The sequence below is a fragment of the Corynebacterium sp. HMSC074C04 genome, assembly GCF_001838295.1.
Lineage (GTDB): Bacteria > Actinomycetota > Actinomycetes > Mycobacteriales > Mycobacteriaceae > Corynebacterium > Corynebacterium amycolatum.
Genome location: NZ_KV836270.1, coordinates 536,679 through 556,738 on the forward strand (window position 1 = coordinate 536,679; position 20,060 = coordinate 556,738).

15 protein-coding genes, 1 tRNA gene and 3 pseudogenes are annotated in these 20,060 nt (G+C 57.9%); 10 read left to right on the top strand and 9 right to left on the bottom strand.

From position 1 onward, the window contains the following. Positions 1-285 precede the first annotated feature (285 nt). On the top strand, positions 286-2,073 hold the full coding sequence (locus HMPREF3011_RS03675; RefSeq protein WP_049171331.1) for an acetyl/propionyl/methylcrotonyl-CoA carboxylase subunit alpha: 1,788 nt from the start codon (positions 286-288) through the stop codon (positions 2,071-2,073). Positions 2,074-2,190: 117 nt separating this feature from the next. Further along, on the top strand, positions 2,191-2,625 hold the full coding sequence (locus HMPREF3011_RS03680) for a hypothetical protein (protein ID WP_246821403.1): 435 nt from the start codon (positions 2,191-2,193) through the stop codon (positions 2,623-2,625). On the opposite strand, the gene cobF is transcribed toward HMPREF3011_RS03680, so the two are convergent. Next, positions 2,622-3,470, bottom strand: coding sequence for a precorrin-6A synthase (deacetylating) (gene cobF / locus HMPREF3011_RS03685; protein WP_070841151.1), 849 nt, complete (start codon positions 3,468-3,470; stop codon positions 2,622-2,624). The genes HMPREF3011_RS03680 and cobF overlap by 4 nt on opposite strands. After that, the gene (locus tag HMPREF3011_RS03690) at positions 3,421-3,702 is read right to left on the bottom strand and encodes a cg0963 family protein (RefSeq protein WP_016423292.1); all 282 of its coding nucleotides are present in this window, start codon (positions 3,700-3,702) and stop codon (positions 3,421-3,423) included. Before HMPREF3011_RS03690 ends, cobF begins: the two co-directional genes overlap by 50 nt. A gap of 275 nt (positions 3,703-3,977) precedes the next feature. On the opposite strand from HMPREF3011_RS03690, the gene HMPREF3011_RS03695 reads away from it, so the two are divergent. Next, positions 3,978-4,050: transfer RNA gene (locus HMPREF3011_RS03695), tRNA-Arg, on the top strand. 17 nt (positions 4,051-4,067) lie between these two features. On the opposite strand, the pseudogene HMPREF3011_RS10945 reads toward HMPREF3011_RS03695, so the two are convergent. After that, positions 4,068-5,273: pseudogene (locus HMPREF3011_RS10945) on the bottom strand (IS481 family transposase); the annotation flags it as partial. A 387-nt stretch (positions 5,274-5,660) separates the two neighbouring features. Here HMPREF3011_RS10945 and HMPREF3011_RS03705 point away from each other — a divergent pair. The 4 genes and pseudogenes from HMPREF3011_RS03705 (at position 5,661) to HMPREF3011_RS03720 (ending at position 9,980) form a co-directional block, all read left to right on the top strand. Then, positions 5,661-6,524 carry a siderophore-interacting protein gene (locus HMPREF3011_RS03705; protein WP_070841153.1) on the top strand — a complete coding sequence of 288 codons (864 nt, stop codon included), beginning with the start codon at positions 5,661-5,663 and terminating at the stop codon, positions 6,522-6,524. Positions 6,525-6,638: 114 nt separating this feature from the next. After that, a pseudogene (locus HMPREF3011_RS10950) lies at positions 6,639-7,277 on the top strand (IS6 family transposase). A gap of 720 nt (positions 7,278-7,997) precedes the next feature. Beyond that, complete coding sequence (locus HMPREF3011_RS03715) at positions 7,998-9,086, top strand: alkene reductase (RefSeq protein ID WP_083327062.1); 1,089 nt, start codon at positions 7,998-8,000, stop codon at positions 9,084-9,086. Positions 9,087-9,344: 258 nt separating this feature from the next. Then, positions 9,345-9,980, top strand: a complete 636-nt coding sequence (locus HMPREF3011_RS03720) for a hypothetical protein (RefSeq protein ID WP_016423295.1) — start codon at positions 9,345-9,347, stop codon at positions 9,978-9,980. 200 nt (positions 9,981-10,180) lie between these two features. On the opposite strand, the gene gcvT is transcribed toward HMPREF3011_RS03720, so the two are convergent. The 6 genes and pseudogenes from gcvT to HMPREF3011_RS03750 form a co-directional block, all read right to left on the bottom strand. Next, positions 10,181-11,353: a glycine cleavage system aminomethyltransferase GcvT gene (gene gcvT / locus HMPREF3011_RS03725; RefSeq protein WP_070628819.1), complete on the bottom strand. Its 1,173-nt coding sequence runs from the start codon at positions 11,351-11,353 to the stop codon at positions 10,181-10,183. Between the two features lie 279 nt (positions 11,354-11,632). Beyond that, positions 11,633-13,285: a solute symporter family protein gene (locus HMPREF3011_RS03730; RefSeq protein ID WP_070841155.1), complete on the bottom strand. Its 1,653-nt coding sequence runs from the start codon at positions 13,283-13,285 to the stop codon at positions 11,633-11,635. A gap of 2 nt (positions 13,286-13,287) precedes the next feature. Next, the gene (locus tag HMPREF3011_RS03735; protein WP_070628817.1) at positions 13,288-13,665 is read right to left on the bottom strand and encodes a DUF485 domain-containing protein; all 378 of its coding nucleotides are present in this window, start codon (positions 13,663-13,665) and stop codon (positions 13,288-13,290) included. Between the two features lie 226 nt (positions 13,666-13,891). Beyond that, a pseudogene (locus HMPREF3011_RS03740) lies at positions 13,892-16,346 on the bottom strand (HAD-IC family P-type ATPase). 41 nt (positions 16,347-16,387) lie between these two features. Continuing rightward, positions 16,388-17,140, bottom strand: a complete 753-nt coding sequence (locus tag HMPREF3011_RS03745; RefSeq protein WP_070841156.1) for an enoyl-CoA hydratase — start codon at positions 17,138-17,140, stop codon at positions 16,388-16,390. A gap of 61 nt (positions 17,141-17,201) precedes the next feature. Next, a complete protein-coding gene (locus tag HMPREF3011_RS03750) occupies positions 17,202-18,068 on the bottom strand; it encodes an aldo/keto reductase (protein ID WP_070841157.1) in 867 nt (288 codons plus the stop codon). Between the two features lie 143 nt (positions 18,069-18,211). Here HMPREF3011_RS03750 and HMPREF3011_RS03755 point away from each other — a divergent pair, with 143 nt between their 5' ends. The 3 genes from HMPREF3011_RS03755 to HMPREF3011_RS03765 are packed head-to-tail and all read left to right on the top strand — an operon-like array spanning position 18,212 to position 20,013. Then, the gene (locus HMPREF3011_RS03755) at positions 18,212-18,475 is read left to right on the top strand and encodes a helix-turn-helix transcriptional regulator (RefSeq protein ID WP_038626393.1); all 264 of its coding nucleotides are present in this window, start codon (positions 18,212-18,214) and stop codon (positions 18,473-18,475) included. 2 nt (positions 18,476-18,477) lie between these two features. Beyond that, positions 18,478-19,047, top strand: a complete 570-nt coding sequence (locus tag HMPREF3011_RS03760; protein WP_070841158.1) for a hypothetical protein — start codon at positions 18,478-18,480, stop codon at positions 19,045-19,047. A 60-nt stretch (positions 19,048-19,107) separates the two neighbouring features. Continuing rightward, positions 19,108-20,013, top strand: coding sequence for an ABC transporter ATP-binding protein (locus tag HMPREF3011_RS03765; RefSeq protein ID WP_070841159.1), 906 nt, complete (start codon positions 19,108-19,110; stop codon positions 20,011-20,013). Positions 20,014-20,060 lie beyond the last annotated feature (47 nt).

The following is a 20,060-nucleotide window of genomic DNA, read 5'->3' on the forward strand; positions in this document are numbered from 1 at the left end:
GCCGCAAACTTAGATTTTTGGGCGGAAAATAGCCACTTCAGCTGCCCCCACACCCACTTGAACGCTGCTCAAGGTCACAATCCCTACCCCCTTATGTAGCGAGCAAAAAGAGGTTGCTTACCGCACCTGTGACACAATGGAGGCATTGGGTCACACGCTGTTAGCTACCGCGTGGTTAACCGCATTGCGGTTCACCGCTCAGTTAACTGCAGTGCTGCTTGTGATTCCTACAAATGACTGTCGCAACCTTGCCCCGAGGGCCAATTCTCGGGGTGCCCACGAAAAATGGAGGATTTCGTGTCCGAGCAGACCACTGAAAAAATCACGAAGGTTCTCGTCGCCAACCGTGGCGAGATTGCCGTTCGCGTTATTCGCGCTGCGAAGGACGCAGGCATTCCTTCCGTCGCCGTTTACGCTGAGCCGGATGCGGACGCTCCATTCGTAACTATGGCGGATGAGGCTTTTGCTCTCGGTGGCACCACTTCCGCTGAGTCTTACCTAGTCTTCGATAAGATTCTGGATGCCGCAAAGAAGTCCGGCGCTAATGCCATCCACCCGGGCTACGGCTTCCTGTCGGAGAACGGCGACTTTGCTGAGGCTGTTGAGAACGCTGGCCTGATCTGGATCGGCCCGTCGCCAGAGTCCATCCGCGCCCTGGGCGACAAGGTCACCGCTCGCCACATTGCGCTGAAGGCTGACGCTCCGATGGCTCCAGGCACCAAGGAACCGGTTAAGGATGCAGACGAGGTCGTCGCGTTCGCTAAGGAGCACGGTCTACCAATCGCCATTAAGGCTGCTTTCGGTGGCGGTGGCCGCGGCATGAAGGTCGCACACGAGATGGAAGAGGTCGCTGACCTCTACGAGTCCGCTACTCGCGAGGCCGTTGCCGCCTTCGGTCGCGGTGAGTGCTTCGTAGAGCGCTACCTGGACAAGGCACGCCACGTCGAGTGCCAGGTTCTCGCTGATAAGCACGGCAACGTCGTTGTCGCCTCCACCCGTGACTGCTCTCTACAGCGTCGTTTCCAGAAGCTCGTCGAGGAAGCACCTGCTCCGTTCCTGACCCCGGAGCAGGATGAGCGCCTGCGCCAGTCCGCTAAGGACATCTGCCGCGAGGCTGGCTACTACGGTGCTGGCACCGTTGAGTACCTGGTCGGCGCTGATGGCCTGATCAACTTCCTCGAGGTCAACACCCGCCTGCAGGTGGAGCACCCGGTCACCGAGGAAATTACCGGCCTCGATCTGGTCCGTGAGCAGTTCCGCATTGCCGAAGGCAAGGAACTGTCCATCAAGGAAGACCCGGAGATGCACGGTCACGCTTTCGAGTTCCGCATCAATGGCGAGGACGCCGGCAGCAACTTCATGCCGGCTCCGGGCACCATCACCAAGTACATCGAACCGTCCGGCCCGGGTGTCCGCATGGACACCGGCATCAAGGAGGGCGATGTCATCGGCGGCCAGTTCGACTCCATGCTGGCCAAGCTGATCGTCTGGGGCGAGAACCGTGAAGAGGCTCTGCGCCGCTCCGCTCGCGCCCTGTCCGAGTACCAGGTTGAGGGTCTGGCAACGGTAATTCCATTCCACCGCCACATTGTTGAAAACCCAGCCTTCGTCGGCGACGGCGAGAAGTTCGACGTCTACACCAAGTGGATTGAAGAGGAATGGGACAACCCAATCGCTCCGTACGACGGTGACTCTGACGCTGACACCGACACCGTCCCGGCTCAGAAGGTTGTTGTCGAGATTGACGGCCGCCGCGTCGAGGTAGCCCTGCCAGGCGACCTGGCCCTGGGTGGCGGCAACGCTGGTGCCAAGAAGAAGAGCAAGAAGAAGCGCGCTGGCGGTTCCAAGAAGGCTGCTTCCGGTGACGCTGTGGTTGCTCCGATGCAGGGCACCGTCATTAAGGTCAACGTCGAAGAGGGCCAGGAAGTCTCCGAGGGTGACACCGTGGTTGTCCTTGAGGCCATGAAGATGGAAAACCCAGTCAAGGCTCACAAGGACGGCGTTGTCACTGGTCTGGCTACCGAGGCTGGCTCGGGTGTCGGCAAGGGCGATGTCCTGATGGAACTGAAGTAGTTCTAAAGCTCTAAGCGGGGCTGGTTGCGATGGGATTCGCAGCCAGCCCCGCTCGATTCTTTTCAGCCCCTCCCCCGACGCCCTTAAACACTGTTCAGGACGTCTAGAGTGGACGGTATGGAACCCATGGAAGTAAATGCCGGCCGCTTCTACTGCCGCCCCCTGCGCCACGATTCCCGCGTCGATGACGCCCCGGTCGCAACCCAATTACTTACAGAATTAGCCCCTGACTCCGTCGCCGAGTTCCTTCGCAACTCCACCACCGAGTGGGAAAACGACACCGCCTACCGCTTTGCAGTTGCCGAGCAGACGAACGTCGAGATGCTCGCATTAGCGACGGTCGAGGTCATCGACGCCGACCATGTCAGCATCACCGTTCGCCCTGCAGGCGACCCCACACGCGTGTTGCCTAACGACGATCAGGTCCTCACCAAGGTAGCCGTCGCCGACGGCGTCGAAGCCGCCGAAAAGCCCTCCACCGATGGGCAGAGGGCTTCTTGGGTAAGAAAGTCAGCTAGCCGAACTAGCGCGGCTGCGACTGCTCAGTCCTAGGCGCCGGAGCGCAGCAGGTAGATATCCATAATCCAACCGTGCTCCGCACGTAGCTCCTTTTTCAGCTCCGCAATCTCTTCGCCGACATCGCCAACACGACCACGGCGGAGCGTCTCCAGCTCCGTTCCCAGGAATGCACCCCAGAGAATCTCTTCCTCCGGGTCCGCGTGCTCGAGCCAGGCTGCCCCACCATCGAGCATTACCACCGCATCCGTACCAGGCGTGCGCTCCCCCAGGCGCCGACCAGTGGTAATCAACACCGGCTTACCAATCTGGTTCAGGCACTCTCCATGCGCTGCGGTCAGCGCGGAAATCGCTGTCACACTGGGGATAACTCGCGAGCGCACGTCCACTCCAAGGTCGCGGACGCGCTGCAAAATCCGCAACGTTGAGTCGTACAAGGAGGGGTCCCCCCAGACCAAGAACGCACCGCGGCGCTTGCCCTCTCGTCCGAGGTGAGCGACGAAGGCGTCGGCAAGCAGCTCTGCACGGCGCTGATGCCAGTCACGGACGACTGCGCCGTAGTTATCGGGCGTGCGGTCACGTGGCGGGTCGGGAACGGCAACGAGTTCGACATGCGGCGCATGCTTATCGACGATCGCCTGTCGCGCAGCCAACAAGTCCGCTTTGGCATCGCCCTTGTCGAGAGCAAAAACTACGTCGACATCAGCAAGAGCGCCGATAGCCTCGAGCGAAATGTGGCTCGGACTACCGGCGCCGATTCCGATGACGTCTACATCGACATACCCGCTGTATACAGGGCTCTCAGCCTGAGTGCGGGCGACGTCGTTTCGACTAGTGATTGGTCGGATCTCCCTCGTAACCGAACTGTTCAGCCATCTCATCCGGAGACAGGCCAGCCATCGAACCCTGGAGGTTAGCCGAAGCGGCCTGCTTCAGGTAAATCTCGCAAGCGTTGGCCATGTACTTGGAGTCGTACACGTTCATCTCCAGAATCGGAGTCAAAGAGCCATCATCTTCCATGCGCGAAACCAGAAGGTGCGGCTTGTCTGAGTCCGTGGTCATGGAGCACTTAATCTTGACACCGTTGACATCCGTGAAAGTTGGCTTAATCATATTGTCATCCTCCTCCAAAACAGCGACCGGAAAATAAGTAGCGCTGTTGCGACCGCAAGCGCAAGAAAGTCGCTCGTTATAAACCATGTTAGCCGGATTTTCAACGGCACCGCCGGGCGCAAAAACGCATGGGGGTAATAGGGGGCTTCCTGCATGTTTGCATGTCAGGCCGAGGACCCAATTGCCACTAGAGCTCGCAGATGCGTTAAGGTTATGAGGTAATTTTTCCGGGAGCTGTTGATAGAATTTTGCCGCTACTTCCCCGGAAGATGTTTGCCCTAGTAGCTCAGTGGATAGAGCACGGCTCTCCTAAAGCCGGTGTCGGAGGTTCGATTCCTCTCTGGGGCACAATGTGAAGTCTCGAGGCTTCCTTTATTTTTGTTGCCCGGGGTGGGGTTTAGTTCGTTGTCTTTTTGGTTGTAGTAGATCTTGTCTGAGGTCAGTGTGTAGTGGGCTATGTGTTGCCCCGTGGCGGTGATTTTGATGTCTGCTGTGTTGTCTACGCACATGATGGTGATGGGCTCTCCGGCCCATCGGCGTCCGATATAGAGGCGTCTGAGTTGTCCGCCCCACCGCAGTGTCGTTTTGCCGTTTTTGGCGACTTTGTCGGTGCGCAGGCGGTAGTCATGAGTCTTGTTTCCTGGGCGGGGGTGCGCTTTGGGTAAAGCGTTGTAAGCCTCCGCAGGGGTACATCGGTTGAGTGCTCGGTGGGGGCGTTTGTTGTTGTAGTAGTCGATGATGTCATCGAGTTGTTCGTTGAGGTTGTCGATGTCTCTAGCTTGGGGTCTGTTACGTAGTGCCAGTTTGAGTGTGTAGTGGAATCGTTCAACTTTCCCTTGGGTTTGCGGGTGGTAGGGTTTGCCGTTTTTCTGTTCAATTCCTAGGTCTAGGAGGAGTTGTTCGAAGCCATTGCGTGCTGGGTTGGTGCGGTCGTTGCTGGTTGTGAATGCTCGTCCGTTGTCGGTCAGGGTTGATTGTGGGTAACCGTGGATGGTGGCTGTGTAGGTGAAGGCTTCGATGACGTGGGTAACGGTTGCGCTGTTAAAGGCTTGGCAGTGAAGTACATAGCGTGAGTGGTCGTCGAGGATTGTAAGGATGACGACGCGTTAGTGGCCTGCGATGGTCCAGTCGCTGTAGTCCATTTGCCATGTTTCGTTGGGTTGGTCTGCTTGGAATCGTATCCATGAGCTGCGGGGACGTTTTTGTGGTTGGGGTGTGATGTGTCCGTTGTTTTTGAGGATGCGATGGATCGTTGCTGTTGCTGGCAGTGGGGTTGTGTCTTCTTGCTCGAGGTGCCAGCGGATGGTGTGGGCTCCCGCGTCGGTGCCGCGGTTGGTTAGTTCGTAGCGTAATTGGAGGATGCGGTCGACTACGTCCGGGGCGGTAGCGCGTGGATTTGTATGAGGGCGTTTTGATTTAGGGGTCAGTGCCTCGATGCCGCCTTCGGTGTAGCGCTTTTGTAATGTTCGGATCCAACGCGTTGTCACTCCGAAGTGTTGGGCTGCTTCGGTTTGGGTCATGCCGGTGGCGAGCATGGTTTCGATGATGATTTTCGGAGCTGGTTTCTCCATGGTTTCAGCATGGAGGAACGATGTCGCGAGACATCAGTTTCGGCGTGTTTGGGGCAACTGTGGTGTGTTGCCGGGCACATCGTTTCTCGCCGGAACGATGTGACGAGACATGATGGTTCTCGGCACCGGAACGATCTCATGAGACATGCGGAACGATGTCACCGAACCAGACACTCTCTGGGGCACAAATACCCTCGCGACCTTTTACATATAGGGCGCGAGGGTTCTTTGTTTTTCTGACGCCCGACCACTACGCCCGCGCCCTCTCCTGAGAACACATCGCCCAACATCCTCCAGCAACACTTGTGTTAGGCTTACCTAATCGTATGGCGTGTAGATTCCGCCAGTACAAAACAGCCCAAGACTTGTTGAAGGACAGTGACAACTATGGCTGGCCTAGCTAAAGCAGCAGCACCGAAGCGTAAGCCCCGCAAGGCACACGAGGCAACCGTTACTGGCCGTCGCCAGATCTCTCCAGACCTTGTTCGTTTGAGCATGAACTCGCCTGCATTTGTGGGCAAGGAGCTGCAGTTTACGGACCATTACATCAAGTTGCTGTTTGTGCCAGAAGACGCTGATTACTCTTGGCCTTTCGATATTGAGCAAATTCGCGCCGAACAGCCGCGAAATAAGCTGCCGATTACCCGCACCTACACTCTGATTAATCTGGACTCCGAAACCGGCGACTTCGATGTCGACTTCGTCACCCACGGCGATTCCGGCCTGGCTGGGCCTTGGGCACGGGTAGCTGAAGTCGGAGACAAGCTTGGCTTCTTAGGGCCAGGTGGCGCGTGGGGGCCTGCGGCAGAATATGAACACTTTGTACTCGCCGGCGATGAGTCCGCAGCACCAGCTATCAGCGCCGGACTGAAGCACCTCCCAGAAGGCACGACTGCAACCGCATACATCGAAATCGAAGCCGAAGATCGCAAGTTTGAGCTACCAACCCGAGAAGGCGTGGAAATCCATTGGGTTCTCCGCGACGGTGCAACCCACGGCACAGAGCTATCCCACGCGGTGCGCGAGGGGGGGGTTATTCCAGAGGGTAAGAAAACTAGCTGGTTCATCCACGGTGTCGCCGAGATGATTAAGGAACTGCGTCGCTTCCTCTTCGTTGAATCTGAGGTCCCGAAGAAGAACGTTTCAATCTCTGGCTATTGGCGTATCGGCATGACTGAAGACCAGTGGCAGTCCTCTAAACGAGAATTCAACGCTGAGGTTGAGGCCGAGGAAGAAAAGGCCAGGGCCTGACGTTTGCCCGCGCGCGACAGTACTCACCAACTGTTCTTGGGAGGGCGAGCGGCTTCGAAGGGTGCTGTTGCAAAGTTGGGGCAGTAGGAAGAGTGACGTGAATTAATCACAGCCATGGGTATTTTCTCCGGTCGTCATTTCTCCCCGTGACATCATTCTGTGGGCAGTGGGTGGTACTGCCGCTACGGGGTGAGCTACCGCGATCTGGAGGAAATGATGACTTCAGCGGGGCGTGCCGGTCGATCACACCACGATCTACCGCTGGGTCCAGAAATACGCCCGTGAGCTGGACAAGCAAACACGGTGGTACCGGCAGGTACCTGACTGGCAGGCCAGTTCCTGGCGGGTGGATGAGGCCTATATCCGGGTCGGCGGCAGGTGGCCGCAGCGAAGTGTTTCCTGGCCAAGGCCGTCAGATCCAATGCGTCAGCCGGGTATCCCAAAGTGATCAACGGCGATAAAGCACCCTCCCTAGCCAGGGCAATCGCCGAGTTGAAGTCAGAGGGAATCTGCCCGCCAACAGTGGAACACCGGCAGGTGAAATACCTCAACAACATCCTGGAAGGCGACCATGGTCGGCTGAAGCGGATCCTCGGTCCGAAAGGCGCGTTTAAGAACCGGACATCTGTATATCGGACGTTGAAAGGGATGGAGGCGATGCACTCATTGTGGAAAGGGCAAGGCGCGATGTTTGCCAACAGGCAACCGAACCCGGACGCGGTGATCGTCAACCGGGTCTTCCAGAGTGTCTAAGCAGGCTGGGCCATAATGCTGGCCAGGCGACGAAGAAAGGAGTGTTCGCGGTTCTCCACCCAACTTTGCAACAGCACCCTTCGAAGTCATACAGAAGCTCGCTCGACACTATAACGGCGGCGACAGTTTATGTACTGTCGCCTGCCAAGCTCCACACCAAGAATCGTCTCCAGGTTCGGCAGTGCTGGACCGACACGATGGCGAGGTGTGAGGACATGCGATAGGTGAAGCGGAGTTAGCCGAATAGGACGCCCACTGGCCCCGAACCAAGGTCTCACCTCGGACCCAAACCGGCCACATAAAGCACTGCGCCACGAAACTCCGCACTAGGTTTCGTGGTGCACTCTCGGCGCGCTTTCCGTTGCAGGTTTTCCGAAACGGTGGACGTGGCGTGTAAGGAAACGGTGGAAAAAGTGTAAGCCGCCCTGTCAGCGGCGGCAATGCTAGAGGTTGGAGAGCTAACTGAAAGCTCCCCCCCTCGCGACCTACTTTTATGGGGCGCGAGGGTTCTTTATTTTTCTCGCAGATTCGTAGAAATACTAACTCTTCTATGAGCTCTGTAGAAATAGCGGGGAGAGAGGAAGGTCTAGAAACCACGGAGTCTGGTTCGCGTTCATTAAGTACGTCGCTCACTGCGAGAGTAACGGTGTCAACGCCACCAATCCACTGATGAAGATACAAATGCGGAATAGTTGTTGACACCTCAGCGTTATTGCGAACATGTCATCACTTTTTGATTCCCTCCAACTGGGTCGTCTGACCCTGCCGAACCGCATAATCATGGCTCCGCTGACGCGCTCGCGGGCGGGGCGCGACGGCGTTCCCACCTCATTACACGAGACTTACTACACTCAGCGCTCCTCGCTGGGTCTCATTGTCACCGAAGGCGTCTTCCCCAAGGTAAGCCGCCGCGCTTTCCCCGGTCAGCCCGGAATTGACACCGCGGAACAGATAGCCGGATGGCGTCGCGTCGCCGACTCCGTTCATGAAGCCGGCGGGCACATCTTCATGCAAGTGATGAATGCTGGACGTTTATCTCACGCCAGCCTGCAGGAGGGCACGGAGCCGGTCGCGCCCTCCGCTGTGGCATCGGGCACCGCGGTCCGAGACTTAGAATCACGCAAGGACTGCCCGGTTCCACGAGCCCTCGATACCACGGAGCTGCCAAGCATTATTGACGAGTTCCGTCACGCCGCTCGCAACGCCATCGACGCGGGAATGGATGGCGTGGAGATTCACGGTGCGAATGGTTACCTGCTGCACCAGTTCCTCTCGCCGAACTCGAACTTGCGTGAGGATTCCTATGGAGGATCACCGGAGAAGCGGTTCCGACTCATCGAGGAGATTCTACGCGCGGTGGCCGATGAAATCGGTGCAGACCGTGTAGCTATCCGACTCTCCCCGCAAAACAACATTCAGGGTATAGAGGAAGTGGATGCGGCCGACGTTCTCGCCACCTATGGCGGGCTTCTCGATGCCACCGCGGACCTCGGCCTTGCCTATGTCTCTTTCATGCACGCAAATCCTGCGGGTGATCTGATGACCGAGCTGATTTCTCGTGCCCGCGCGAACGGTCGCACGCGCGTCATCCTCAACCACGGCTTCGGCCAGCTGCCCGACCGTGATGCGGCCGAACGGCTGATTCAACAGGCGGACGCCGCCGTGGTGGGTCGGCTGGCCATTTCTAACCCGGACTTGGTACGCCGCTGGCAGGAGGGGCTACCGGTGACGGCACCGGACGAGTCCACGTTCTACACCGGCGGAGAGAAGGGCTACACAGATTACCCCTTTTTCACGGTGAGCTCGTAGACGCCAGCTGGCATAAAAATGTGGGCGTCGAAGCGCGAGAAGAAACCTCCGGTTTGTCACTTACAGTAGGAAAATCGAAAAGTCGACTGTATAGTTTCCGGTTGAATCAACCTATCTATTGGATGCCAGCTCCTTCCATGCCAGTAACTCGGCAAGTAAACCTACAGCTGGCACCCCCAGTGGTTTTTCAGGAGACGCCGACCCAGAAAGCCGGGAATTAAACCACGCAACGCAGGCCCGAGAAGCCCAGAAAGTGAGATGGATGTGAATACGCGAACTCAGCTGTCAGCTGTACAGCACCCTCAACTCACTACTAGCCGGCGCAATCACCGCCGGCACCTGGCGCTGGCCTGCTGCTTCCTCACCTTCGCAGCCACGGCCACCAGCTGCGCCAACAACGAAGGCGAGGAGGTTGCCGCGACGCAAACCTCGTCGTCAAGCTCGCTTACTACGGCGTCGTCGACAAGCTCGCCGACGACGACGGGACCAAAGGTTCGAGAAGGCGGTACGCCGCGCATCGGGCAGCTGTGCCCGAACCAGACCGGCGAAATACGAATGAGCGCCAACGGCCAGAATCTTGAATGCGCACAAGTCGGCGAGCAGGAGGTGTGGACGGTGCTGCAGCAAACCCCCGCGAACCCGACATCGCAGCAAATGTGGATCTCCACTACTTCGACGACCTCTGAGCCACAGCCTCAGGAACCTGAGCCGACGACTCCGAGCGAGAGCACAACGGAGACTAGTGAGACGGAGAGCTCGACGACCTCTGATTCTTCCACGCCGCCCGATACTTCAACGACTCCGACTACCTCCGGCGAGCCGACGGAATCGGAATCGGAGCAAGACGAGCAGCCAAGCGAAGATAATCAAGGGCTCACCGGCCTGTTCCGCTAGGTTCGTCTCGGACGGCGAGGTTCGTCGGCTCGGGACTTAGTTAGGTGAGGTGCGCTAGCTCGCCCTAAAACACCAAAATCCGCTGCAAAAATTCTGCAGCGGATTTTTTTATTTACCCAACAGATACGAAGAGACGAGCCTGAACAGATCTGAGCCCGCCACAATGCGGCGGAGCACCCGGGCGAAGCACCCGGGCTCCCCTACTTGCGGTGACGGCGGTTGTAGAACGGCGTCGGCACGACGGTGGCGGTAATGTCGGTGCCTTCGACGGTCAGCTCAGTGCCAGTGGAGGACTGCCAACGCTGAACATATGCAAAACCGATGGGGTGGCCCAAAGTCGGCGACACCTTGGCGGAAGTCAGCACACCAACCTCGTTACCTTCCGCATCAATGAGCTTGGTGCCACGCTTCGGAGCTTCATCACCGGAGAAACGCAGACCAACGAGCAGCTCCTTCGACTGCGGACGATTAATAAGTGCATTGCGACCAATAAACTGCCCCTTGGTCGGCCCCATAATGGACTTCAGGCCGGCCTCCAGCGGAGTACGGTCTCGAGTCAGCTCGTAACCATAGAGCGGCATACCGGCCTCAAGACGCAGGGTGTCGCGGCAAGCCAGACCACACGGCAGCAGGCCGAGGTCAGCGCCGTTGTCAGCCGGATCCTCCGGATTTTCCACCTTGCCACCTGCTGCAATGATTGCACGCCAGACCTCGACGGCGCGGTCAGCCGGCGGGAAGATCTCGAAGCCGTCCTCACCAGTGTAGCCGGTTCGGGCAACAATCATTTCCACACCTGCGACCTCGAGCAGAGTGCAAGAGTAGTAGTTCATGCCATCGAGAGTCGCGTGCAGATCCTGCGGCAGCAGACGGCGCAGAAGCTTCGCAGCCTTCGGCCCCTGAATGGCCAGGAGCACATTCTTATCATTCATGCGCTCAACCTCGACGTTGTAGCCACCAACGCGTTCGCGCAGCGTCGAGTACACATCTTCAGCGGCTGCGGCATTCTGCACCAGCATGAATTCGTGACTACCGAGACGGTAAATGATGAGGTCATCAATAATGCCGCCGTCTTCCTGCACAATCATGGTGTACTTGGCACGGCCCAACGCCAGCGGCTTGATTGCCGAGATCAGGGAGTGTGCAAGAAACGCCGCCGCATCCTCACCAGTGACGCGGATAATACCCATCAGCGACAGGTCGAAAACACCAACGGCCTCACGCACTGCGTTGTGCTCTGCAATTTCCGAAGAGTAGCGGAACGGTACTTCGTAGCCACCAACATTGCGCATTTCTGCGCCAAGGCTTACGTGCTCATCATGCAGGGCGCTACGGAAAGAATTGTTGTTCTCAGAAGCGCCAGAATTGTCAGTCATACACACTCCAATTATTGCGGTGGGGCAAACCAGATTGTTACTTTCCCACCTTATATCTAAGACTCCGCGCCCGCTTCCGCGAGCCCCTGCGGAGCTAGGGCAACAGCCCCGTCCATTAACTATCATGCACTGATTCGCACACGCTTGACGACGACCCCGCGCCCACTACAAAGGCCCCGCTACCAGTGACGATAGCGGGGCCTTTGCATTTGTCAATTCAGTTAATTGAGATTGGCTGAGCTGTTCGGGCAGCGTTGCCAGCCAAGGACTCAGTAGTTATTAGTGATCAACCGCAGCCTCGGTACCGACACCGGTCAGGGAGCGAACTTCCATCTCAGCTGCCAGGTCATCGAAGTTATCCGGCTTACCCATGAAGGTGGCGATGATGCCCGCCAAGAACGCCAGCGGGATTGCGAGCAGACCCGGCGAGGTCAGCGGGAACCAGGAGAAGTCAACAGACGGAATCATCGAGGACTCGCTGCCAGAAACTGCCGGGGAGAAGATAATCAGAACCAGCGAGGCGATGACACCGGTGTACATGGAGGCAACTGCGCCTGCGGTGTTGAAGCGCTTCCAGAACAGGGACATCAGGATGGTCGGAACGTTTGCGGATGCGGCCACTGCGAAGGCCAGTGACACCAGGAAGGCGACGTTCTGCCCCATGGCCAGGATGCCGAGGATAATGGCGACAACACCCAGCACGATAACGGTGATGCGGGAGACGCGAACCTGCTCGGCTTCCGTTGCCTGTCCCTTGCGGATCACGGCCTGGTAGAGGTCCTGACCAACAGAAGCGGAAGCGGTAATTGCCAGACCAGCGACCACTGCTAGCACGGTAGCGAACGCCACTGCGGAGACCACTGCCATGAAGATGGAGCCACCGATTTCGAAGGCCAGCAGCGGAACGGCAGCGTTGGCTCCGCCCGGCGCGGCCATGATGCGGTCCGGACCGACGAGTGCAGCTGCACCGTAGCCGAGCACCAGGGTCAGCAGGTAGAAACCACCGATGAGGATGATTGCCCAAGTCACGGACTTACGAGCTTCCTTTGCGGTCGGCACCGTGTAGAAGCGCATGAGCACGTGTGGCAGACCAGCGACACCGAGCACCAGCGCCAGGCCCAGAGAGATGAAGTCGAGCTGCTGAACGAAGGAGCCACCGTACTTCAGACCCGGTTCAAGAATGGCGGAGGCTTCGTAGCCCTTTTCGGCGATGGAGTCGGAGCTCGCGTGCATGTCCACTGCGTCCTGCAGTAGCTGGGAGAAGTTGCCCTTAACACCCACCAGAATGATCAGGGTCATGATGATGACAGCACCGACCAGCAGGACGGCCTTAATCATCTGCACGTAAGTGGTGCCCTTCATGCCACCGATGAGAACGTAGGCAACCATGATGATGCCGACGACTGCGACAACGATGGACTGCTGAGTGGAGTCGTGAATGTTGAGCAGCACGGCGACCAGGGAACCTGCACCGGCCATCTGCGCGATGAGGTAGAACAGGGTCACTGCGAGAGTGGAGATAGCAGCTGCGGTACGGACCGGACGCTGCTTAAGACGGAAGGACAGCACGTCGGCCATGGTGAACTTACCGACGTTACGCAGTGGCTCTGCAACCAACAGCAGCGCAACCAGCCAGGCTACGAAGAAGCCGATGGAGTAAAGGAATCCGTCGTAACCAGTCAGCGCAATGGCGCCGACGATACCGAGGAAGGAAGCCGCCGAGAGGTAGTCACCTGCGATGGCAAGACCGTTTTGGGTACCGGAGAACTGTGCACCACCGGTGTAGAAGTCCGATGCTCCCTTGTTTCCGCCCTTGCCCACGCGAGTAACGATGAACATGGTCGCAACAATGAAGGCGACGAAGACCGCGATGTTGAGAATCGGGTTACCTGCTGCTGCAGTGTCATCTGCAGCAAAGAAACTGGTCAGCATGTCTATGCCTCCTTCTTTGCGACGATTTCAGCGATTTCTCCGCTTTCCAGTGCCTCGCGCAGCTCTGCCTGCATCGGCTCAAGCTTCTTGTTGGCGAAGTTGATGTACACCCAAGTGATGGCGAAGGTGGTCACGAACTGGAGCAGACCAAGGACAATGCCCAGGTTGATGTTGCCCAGTACGGGAGTTGCCATGAGGTCCGGCGCAAACGTCGCAAACAGAACGAATGCGATGTACCACACCAGACCTGCAACGGTCATCGGGATGGCGAATGAACGGAATGTAGAGCGGAGCTCTTGGAACTGCGCTGAGTTTTGCACGTAGCGGTACTCAGCCGCCTGTGGCTTATGCCGGCCTGCCGGCATGGGAGTTGCGGACACGGGCTAATCCTTTCCAGGAAGTTATGCAGGTGTTCGTAATGAGGTTCAGCACAGCCACCCTACTGGTGTGCCATGCACCACACTTTTCATTAGGTGTTGAAACAAAGTTACCTGGAACACAGTTAGCAAAGAAGTTAAATGCGACTAACTACTTCTCAGCGAGCCTTAAGGCACCCCCAAAAACGCCATTACCTGCATACTTGAGGAGACCTTTTACTACCCCCATTTACGCTGTTGTGCTCGTATTCTCCACTTCTTCCGGCAATGGCCTACTATGACGCCACCACCACAGCGCCTCGATAATGGCCGCACCGATGGCGCCTACAATCAGCGCGGGAATCAACAGCTCCTGCCCCACCCAGTACAGATTAAGCACCGAAGCCACTGATCGAACCGAGAAGATGAACAGGTACGCACCTGCCGACACCGCCAGCAACAACACCTTCCACCAAGTGTATGGCCTAGCCACGACCACCAAAAACCCAAAATGCTGAAACGATCAGCACGATGAGTGTCGCAGTCGATGCCTCCCCTCGTGCCACATCGCTGGCGTCGACTCCCGGGTTTGCCCACAGCCAAAATATGAAGGTCAACAGGCCTACCGTAATGCCGGCCGGTATCGCTAGACGCAACACGCGCCGCACAAAACCATCGCGCGCACGCTCCCAGTTAGGAGCCAACGACAGAACGAAGGCCGGGATTCCAATCGTGAACCAGCCCGTAATAGTTACGTGGATTGGCTCGAAGGGGTAATCCATCCCCCACAGCCCCACAGCCAGCGCCAATACCACCGAGTAGATGGTCTTCGTCAAAAAGAGGTTGGCCACGCGCTCGATATTGCCAATGACGCGACGGCCCTCGGCCACAATCATCGGCATCACGGCGAAGCGATTATCCAACAGCACCAACTGCGCAACCGAACGTGTTGCCGGCGCCCCATCACCCATGGCCACGCCCAGATTTGCCGCTTTCAGTGCCAGCACATCATTGACGCCATCACCGGTCATCGCCACATGATGTCCGCGCGACTGCAGCGCATGGACCATATCGCGCTTGTTCTCCGCCGTGACACGGCCGAAGATCTGCCGCGACTCCACAATGTCTGCAAACTCGTTGCGGATCTCGGTGGGCTTGGCTTCGCTACCATCATCGCGGCTCGCCGGAAGCTCAGAAGCATCGACAGGGTTGTTAGCCCCCTGCATTTCCAGCTCACGTGCAACAGCCCCCACGGAGCGGTCATTGTCACCAGAAATGACCTTGACCTCGACACCTTCTTCATAGAAGTAGGCCACCGTGTCCGCCGCATCTGAACGCACCTTCTGCCCTAGCACGACAAGTGCGACCGGCTCCAACTCCACCTCGCCACTCTTCCGCAGCGCACCGCCGGGCAGGCCATCTGCCCCAACTGAGGTCCGCGCGAGCAGGAGCACACGAAGTCCTTCCTCCATAAGCTGCCGAGCTTTCTGCATGCCGACCGCGGAGTCGTCGACAAGCACATCGGGCGCGCCGAAAACCCACGTCGCACCGCCGTGATACGTCAGCGCCGACCACTTATTCGCTGAAGTGAAGGGGCGGGTTTCGGTCTGCTCATGCTTTACGACGTCCCCTGCGTCCGCAAGCCCATTGAGCAGTGCGCGAGCCGTTGCGTTGGGGCGATCGTCGAGCTTGCAAAGATTGATGAGCACAGAGTCGAGCTCATCGCGGGAAGTACCGTCACCCGATACGATATCGACTTCCACCAGCTGCATCGCGTTTTCGGTGAGTGTGCCGGTTTTGTCGACGCACACGGTGTCAACGCGCGCGAGACCTTCGATGGCGGGCAACTCATTAACCAGCACTCGATGTCGCCCCAAGCGCACCACGCCGAGGGCAAATGCGATGGTGGTCATGAGAACAAGCCCCTCAGGAACCATGGGCACCAGCGTGGCGACCATCCCCAGTAGCGCATCATTGAGATCATCGCCGGCGACAAAGAGCTGCGTATAGATTGCCAGAGCGCCGACGGGAATGAGAATCCAGGAAATGTAGGTCAGAATCTTGTTGATGCCGCGGAAGAGCTGGGAATCAGCAAGCGTGAACTTGTTGGCCTCAGCTGCGAGCTTGGCGGCGTAAGCCTCCTTGCCCACTTTGGTGGCCTGATATCGCGCTGACCCCACCACGACCGAGGAACCCGAGTAGACCATGTCCCCAACGCTCTTATCGACGGCATCGGATTCACCGGTGAGAGAGGATTCATCGACGGCCACGTCAGAGGCGTAGCGGAGAATACCGTCAACGACGATTTGGTCGCCGGGGCCGACCTCGATGAGATCGTCGAGGACGACGGACTCGCGGTCGATCTCGCGAGCCGGCTCTCCGTCGCGAATGACCATGGGCTTTGCACGTCCGACAATGGAGAGCTTGTCCAGTGTGCGCTTAGCACGCAGTTCTTGGATGATGCCGACGATAGAATTGGCGATAATCAGCAGACCAAAGGCACCGTTGACGATTGAGCCGGTATAGAGCACGACTGCAAATAACACAGCGAGAATACCGTTAATCCGGGTAAACACATTGGCACGGATGATGTCCCACACACTGCGCCCGGATGTTGGTGGCAGCTCGTTGACGTGCCCCAACTCGATGCGTTGCTGGACCTGCTGTTGAGTAAGACCGCTGTCGGGAGTTTTCCACGAGCCCATGACTGCCTACCCTATTCGCCTAGTTGCTGAACCTATTCGACCTATTTGCCAATGAAATTCGGTTCGCGCTTTTCAGCTCGCGCCTTCGATGCCTCCGCAGCATCCTCGGAAGCCCAAACTGTGTCGTAGAGCTCCTGCTGGTAGTCCTTCAACGGGCTATGTGTCTCATCGTCGTTGAGCACTGCCTTGTGGTAGGCCAGTGACAGTGGCGCGTAGGTGGCGATACGGAGCGCTACCTCCTCCGCCGTGTCCGGACCACCGAGGTAGGAAGCCAGACCGCAACCGCGGGCGGCTTCCTGATCCATGCGCTCGGCCGCCAACAAAATAGTGCGGGCACGGGCACCGCCGACGAGTACACGTACGCGGCGAATAGTCCAGGCATCGACAGCGATACCGAGCTTGACCGGCGGAATCATAAACCAACCGCGATCGCCAACGACGCGTAAATCAGCTGCCATCGCCAGCTGCATGCCAGCGCCGACGGCCGGTCCCTGCACATCCGCAATAACCACCAGACGGCTGGCCTCGATTGTGCGCAGCATTCGACGCAGCTGCTCATGGAAGGAATCGTCGTGATGCTGGCCGCTCAGGTCAGCACCCGCACAGAAGGCACGACCTTCGCCGCGCAGCAGGATAACGCGCTGCTCTGGAACCTCAGCGGCAGCTTCCACCGCATCGGCAATCTCACGACACACGTCGGCAGTCAGGGAGTTGCGCTTATGATCTCGGTCAATGGTGATAGTGACAATCGCGCCGTTGGCTTCGACGCGGATTTCAGATGCTGGGTTCGTCATAGCATTTAGGCTACCCGCGAAACACCAATAGTGATGGGGCTATAAGCAACTCTAAATTCGCTTATTCATTGCCGAATACCCGCGGGTCGCCGCTCAGGCGCCCGTCGGCACGCGCCATCGACGCAATCGTCTCCATGTCCTCGTCGGTCAGCTCAAAGTCGGAGACCTGAAAGTTCTCCTTGATGCGCGACGGCGTACCCGACTTCGGGATGGCCACGATGCCACGCTGGAGGTGCCAGCGGATAGCAACTTGGGCGGGAGTTTTACCCAGGCGGTCTGCGATTTCAGCAATCGGCGAACCTTCAAAGTACTTCGCGCGCCCCAGTGGCGACCACGCCTGCGTAACGATGCCACGACGGCGATCGTCTGCGATCTGCTCATCCTGCGGGAACTGCGGATGCAGCTCAATTTGGTTGACCACCGGAACCTCGGAGAGCTGGTCGAGGACCTCTGGGTAGAAGTTCGCCACACCAACCGAGCGAATCAGCCCCTCTCGCTTGAGCTCTAGCAGCGTGTCGAAGCACTGCCCAAACGTCCCCTGCTTCGCCACCGGCCAGTGCACAAGCACCAGGTCAACATAGTCAAGGCCGAGCCGCTCCAAAGATGCCTGCACGGATTCGCGCGTCGCCGCCGTCTCCTGCGCATCGTTCCAGACCTTCGTGGTCACGAAGATATCTTCACGCTTTACGACGTTCGCAGCGACCGCATCAGCAATTCCCTGCCCAACTCCACGCTCATTGCCATAGAGCGATGCGGTGTCGATGTGACGGTATCCGAGCTCCAGAGCATAGCGCACGGATTCACGCGCTTGCTCATCGTCGAGCTTGTAGGTACCAAACCCCAGAATCGGGATGGCGTTACCATCAACCATTTCCACGTTGACAATTCCGGTTGTCGCTGCATCGTACTTCAGATTGGGTGCGGTCATGCCAACCGAGTGTACGGAAGTGTACGGGCTGAAAATTTTTTAGATTTTTTCTGCCCCGCTGACCTGCGATTTAAAAAAGTGATTGCCATTCATTTTGTTGCAAACAGTTGACGGAGCGTTGTGTTTATACAATACTTTGGAATGTGTCCCCAAAAATTAGACCCAAAGAACCGATATTCAACAGAATCTCAGTGCTGCGGGCAGAACACGGACTCAGCCGAGCCGAACTAGCCAAACAAGTAGAGGTCAATCCTCAAACGATTGGCGCGTTGGAGCGAGGTGACCACTACCCCAGCTTGGATCTGGCATTCCGCATTTGCGCAGTGTTCGATCTCCCCGTGGAAGCAGTGTTTTCTCGCGAGGAATTCAAGCCCATGTCCTCTGCCCTCTACCGAAAGGAAAGCTGACGATGCCAACTATTCGGACTGAAAACGCAACACCGAGCTTTTTTGAGAAGCTAGAAGTCCGGCGAGAAGCAAAATACACAAAGCGCGTCGAGCAGATGTCAGGCTGGCTGACTAATTGGCGCAACCAGGCGGCGCGGCGGAAGCTGGTCATCGCATTCGAGGTGTGCCTTGTGCTGATGCTGATTAGTGGCATCGCGCTTCTCGGCACTCTGACCGATATTTTCCCGGGCTGGCTTTCTCTGCTCTGGCCAGTGATTTCCCTCATTGTGATTGTCGTCTGGACCAGCCTCAACATCACAGTCGACATGGTCGACAGTGCACCCACCTCACTGCTGGACGAGTACCAGCAAGAACAAATTTTGAACCTGCGCGGACTGACATACCGCTGCTTCATCTACTTCGGCCTAGTGTCCTTCCTCGCTCTAGTTCTGGTGGGCACCTATGTTCTGAACGCGCAGCCTGACTGGGGACACTACATTCCGTACAGCTTCGGAATCTTCGGAATTATCGCTTTCCTTTACATTTCCTCGCTTCCCACCGTCGTCTATGCCTGGAACCTGCGGGACGACTAGCACTGGCTCAAAAAACTCACATCCCTCCTCTGCCCTTCACTCCTCAATCTAAGGATCACCATGAACAGCCTCATTATTGACGGGCTTGAGAAGTCCTACGGAGACCTGCAGGTTCTCCGTGGCATGAGCTTCCAAGTTCACCCTGGAGAAATCTACGGCTTCGTCGGCTCTAACGGTGCCGGCAAGACCACCACCATGCGCATTGCCCTCGGCGTGCTGGCCACCGATAAAGGCGAAGTGCGCATCGGCAATACCCCGATGAATGACTCGCTGCGCCGCACGATTGGCTACATGCCAGAAGAACGCGGTCTCTACCCGAAGGCTGAAGTCCGCAAGCAGCTGATCTACTTTGCTCGCTTGCACGGTGTGCCCACCAAGCGCGCGGAGTCCAACGCCGACAACTTGTTGGCGCGCCTCGGTCTCACTGAGCGCGCCAACGACAAGGTCGACACGCTCTCGCTCGGAAATCAGCAGCGAGTGCAGCTGGCCGCCTCCCTCGTCCACGACCCGGAGGTACTCGTCCTCGACGAGCCCTTCTCCGGCCTCGACCCAGTTGCGGTCAAGGTGATGAGCTCCGTACTCAAGGAGTACGCCGACCGAGGCACCCCGATTGTGTTCTCTTCCCACCAGCTCGATCTCGTTGAGCGTATGTGTGACCGCGTCGGCATCATCCGCGACGACCGCATGCTCGTGGAAGGCACCGTTGATGAGCTCCGAGCACGTGGTCCACGGGCTTTCGTCGTCAAGCTCGATAGCGCGTCCCAGGATTGGGCGACCTCTGTCGAAGGCGTAACAAGCGTGGAGCGCGAGGCCCACGGCTCCACCGTCGTTCACCTCGATTCCGACGCCCCAGCCGACACCGACCAGAAGCTACTGCACAGCGCAATGGCAGCGGGAACGGTCCGTTCGTTCGGACCTCTGCAAATTCCACTTACCGAGCTCTACCAGGAGGCCGTACAGCAATGAGCACCAACACTTACAACGCCTCAACGGCCGTCAAGACCGTTTTCGTC

Excerpts from the sequence above, each read along its gene's own strand:
- HMPREF3011_RS03720 (WP_016423295.1), top strand. The coding sequence starts at position 9,345 with ATGGATGTGAATACGCGAACTCAGCTGTCAGCTGTACAGCACCCTCAA.
- HMPREF3011_RS03690 (WP_016423292.1), bottom strand. The coding sequence starts at position 3,702 with ATGATTAAGCCAACTTTCACGGATGTCAACGGTGTCAAGATTAAGTGC.
- HMPREF3011_RS03730 (WP_070841155.1), bottom strand. The coding sequence starts at position 13,285 with ATGCTGACCAGTTTCTTTGCTGCAGATGACACTGCAGCAGCAGGTAAC.
- HMPREF3011_RS03715 (WP_083327062.1), top strand. The coding sequence starts at position 7,998 with ATGTCATCACTTTTTGATTCCCTCCAACTGGGTCGTCTGACCCTGCCG.
- HMPREF3011_RS03750 (WP_070841157.1), bottom strand. The coding sequence starts at position 18,068 with ATGACCGCACCCAATCTGAAGTACGATGCAGCGACAACCGGAATTGTC.
- HMPREF3011_RS03705 (WP_070841153.1), top strand. The coding sequence starts at position 5,661 with ATGGCTGGCCTAGCTAAAGCAGCAGCACCGAAGCGTAAGCCCCGCAAG.
- gcvT (WP_070628819.1), bottom strand. The coding sequence starts at position 11,353 with ATGACTGACAATTCTGGCGCTTCTGAGAACAACAATTCTTTCCGTAGC.
- HMPREF3011_RS03680 (WP_246821403.1), top strand. The coding sequence starts at position 2,191 with ATGGAACCCATGGAAGTAAATGCCGGCCGCTTCTACTGCCGCCCCCTG.
- HMPREF3011_RS03745 (WP_070841156.1), bottom strand. The coding sequence starts at position 17,140 with ATGACGAACCCAGCATCTGAAATCCGCGTCGAAGCCAACGGCGCGATT.
- HMPREF3011_RS03765 (WP_070841159.1), top strand. The coding sequence starts at position 19,108 with ATGAACAGCCTCATTATTGACGGGCTTGAGAAGTCCTACGGAGACCTG.
- HMPREF3011_RS03760 (WP_070841158.1), top strand. The coding sequence starts at position 18,478 with ATGCCAACTATTCGGACTGAAAACGCAACACCGAGCTTTTTTGAGAAG.
- HMPREF3011_RS03675 (WP_049171331.1), top strand. The coding sequence starts at position 286 with ATGGAGGATTTCGTGTCCGAGCAGACCACTGAAAAAATCACGAAGGTT.
- cobF (WP_070841151.1), bottom strand. The coding sequence starts at position 3,470 with ATGAGATGGCTGAACAGTTCGGTTACGAGGGAGATCCGACCAATCACT.